General features: G+C 65.6%; 3 protein-coding genes. 2 read left to right on the forward strand and 1 reads right to left on the reverse strand.

Annotation, left to right across the window (positions count from 1 at the left end; all coding sequences use genetic code 11):
- Positions 1 to 220: 220 nt before the first annotated feature.
- On the forward strand, positions 221 to 616 hold the full coding sequence (locus A6A27_RS08245; protein ID WP_073833954.1) for a hypothetical protein: 396 nt from the start codon (positions 221 to 223) through the stop codon (positions 614 to 616).
- Between the two features lie 186 nt (positions 617 to 802).
- On the opposite strand, the gene A6A27_RS08250 is transcribed toward A6A27_RS08245, so the two are convergent.
- Positions 803 to 1,294: a hypothetical protein gene (locus tag A6A27_RS08250; RefSeq protein ID WP_073833955.1), complete on the reverse strand. Its 492-nt coding sequence runs from the start codon at positions 1,292 to 1,294 to the stop codon at positions 803 to 805.
- A 249-nt stretch (positions 1,295 to 1,543) separates the two neighbouring features.
- On the opposite strand from A6A27_RS08250, the gene A6A27_RS08255 reads away from it, so the two are divergent.
- Positions 1,544 to 2,137, forward strand: a complete 594-nt coding sequence (locus A6A27_RS08255; RefSeq protein ID WP_073833956.1) for a DinB family protein — start codon at positions 1,544 to 1,546, stop codon at positions 2,135 to 2,137.
- Positions 2,138 to 2,532: the final 395 nt, after the last annotated feature.

Consider the following 2,532-nt stretch of genomic DNA (forward strand, 5'->3'; position numbering starts at 1 on the left):
ATGGGCGTCGCGATAGGGACATCGGAGACTCCTTTGGATGTCAGCCCGGCGACTCCTTGACCCCCAGGCAACCAACACGGGCCACTGACCTGGATCGCCAGGGTGGCCTAGCTGCGGACTCCTTCCGCTGGCGTCCGTGGCCGTCCATGGCTGTGCGCCCCGGTTGTCACCCAGTTCGTCACCCAGCTCGGGTCCTGGGCATCCGGGATAGCCTCCGGGCATGCGTTACCTCACCCGGTCGTTCGTCCTGGGCGCGCTCGGCCGCAGGAAGGAAGTTGAGCAGTTCGTCGGACCCATCACGCTGGCGGGTGTCCGTGGCATCCGCTGGGTTTCGGTCTGGCCCTGGCAGGACGGCTACAACGTGTCCGTCCATGACGTACAGGACCTAAACGACGAGCACTACCGCGATCTGTCCGTGTTCCCGCCCCTCGACCCCGAGGACGAAGACGACACGGGCTACGGCCGCGTGATCGGCCACGTTCACGACCCGGCCGAAGCGTTGGAACTGGCGGAGCGGGACACTGGGGCCTCCCCGGATCGGTGGGTCAACCACGGGGTTGCCGGGGAGGACTATGCGGACTTCGTGTTGGCGAGGCGAGCCCAGCACCAGCCCTGACCGTCAGTTTGGAAAGGTGTCTTGCGTCGACCTAGCGGGCGGCTTGGTCTATGCGCTGGGCAGCCGTTTCGCTGGTCGAGCAAGATCGATCGCTGAGGTTGAAGCCGTGCCACGTGCCGCTGTTGGCCGGTGTTAACCGCTGCATCGGGCACGCCTCGGGCACGGCGACCATTACGACGTGCGCCGTCAGCCGATGGCCCGATCTCTCAGCCAGCTACCAACGCTCAGGTACGTGGCTAGCTCGGGCGGTATCGTTCCCTGCCTCAGCACCCACTCATCGCCCAACGACGCCACGACCAGGTCGCAGTGGTCGAACCTCAGCAGGACACCGCCCAAGGCCGGCCGCGTCGCGTAGCCCCGAATGAGAGCGGCGTCTAGCAGCCGATGACCCGGCAGCAGCGCCAGCAGGTCTGGCTTCTGCGTCAGCCCAACGCGCGTCTCACCGTGCTCTCCCATGTCGTACGCCGCGTACGGCTCGATGAACTCAAGAAGCAGCAGCTCGCCAGACCCATGCAGCATGAGCGGCGGCACTCCCTGAAAGTGCAGCCAGAAGTGCAACAAGCTCTCCGCATCACCATCGCGCCGGCCGTCGTGCCAGTGCCGAGCCTCCGTGACCGCGACGAGGTCACGACCGATGACCCGGTGCATCAGCTCGACGGCTCCAGCGAGCTCACCCATGCCCCAGCACGCTACTGGGCAAGTTTGACCTGCACACCAGGCACGGAGACCTGTTCGTCCCGAACGACTGATCGCTCTCTGTTGAGCTGGACCATCAAGCGGGCTGAGCTGCTGGAACACTCCGTGGGTGTCCGCCTACGTCCGCTGGCGTCCACATCCGTTGTCACTCAGTTCGTCACACCCATCAGGCAAGCTCGCAGTTCTGACTCAGGCCGGTGCAGCATCGGCCTCGCAAACCTGGAGGGAACCGTGGCGGTCACCGCCGATGATCTCGACGCAGCAATTTCCAGCGTTGTCGCCAGCCTACGACCGGCGACCGGTCTGGACTGGTCCGCGCGGGCAGGCAGCCTGGAGTGGGACTGCTGGCACACCGCCGAGCACATCGGTGACTGCCTGATGTCGTTCGCGGGCCAACTCGTGGCCCGACCGGAGAAGCGGTATGTGCGCTTCATGGCAAACGCCGACAAGGACGCCTCCCCGGAAGAGGTACTGGAGTTCGCCGAGGCGAGCGGTCGTATCTTGGCAGCTACGGTACGTACGGCCAGATCGGATGTTCGGGCCTACCACCCCACTGGTCAAGCCGACCCGGAGGGCTTCGCCGCGATGGGGTGCGTCGAGACGTTGCTGCACGGCGATGACATCGCCCAGGGCCTCGGCCTCGCTCTCGATCCACCACGTGACGTGTGCACCCGGGTACTCGCTCGGCTGTTTCCCGAAGCGGCGCAGGAACTGGCCAGGGTGGACCCATGGGCAGCACTGCGCTGGTCCACCGGCCGGTTCGAGTTGCCAGGACGTCCCCAGCTTGAGGAATGGCGCTGGCGGGGTGCTCCGCTGGGCGAATGACCCATGTGTGTCACCCACGTCCCGAGACTGATCTGTCACGCAGGTCCTGAGACCCGACATCGCAGGCAGCCGCAGTCGTACTCCACTTGATGCGTGACAGGTTGACGTCGGATGATGCGTGACGCCCCACCGAGGCGCGTAGCTACGTGCCGTGACGCATGCGGTCAGGCGAAATCAGGGCGGACGATGAGTGTCACATCGCTGCTGGTCGCGATTACCAAGGTGCGGCCGGACGGGGAGAATCCGGCGGCACGCAGTTCGGAGTAGTCAGCATGAAAGACGTGCCACCAGGACGTGCCCGGTGGGCCCGTATAGGCACCGCCGTCGGCGGACAGCAGGATGCGATCGTTTGGCCACTCGGGCGACCCTGTTGGTCATTCTCGGTTCAGGCAGCG

The organism is Micromonospora sp. CB01531, assembly GCF_001905095.1.
Classification (GTDB): Bacteria; Actinomycetota; Actinomycetes; order Mycobacteriales; family Micromonosporaceae; genus Micromonospora.

Coding starts and splice junctions, on each gene's coding strand:
- A6A27_RS08250 (WP_073833955.1), bottom strand. CDS start 1,294: ATGGGTGAGCTCGCTGGAGCCGTCGAGCTGATGCACCGGGTCATCGGT.
- A6A27_RS08245 (WP_073833954.1), top strand. CDS start 221: ATGCGTTACCTCACCCGGTCGTTCGTCCTGGGCGCGCTCGGCCGCAGG.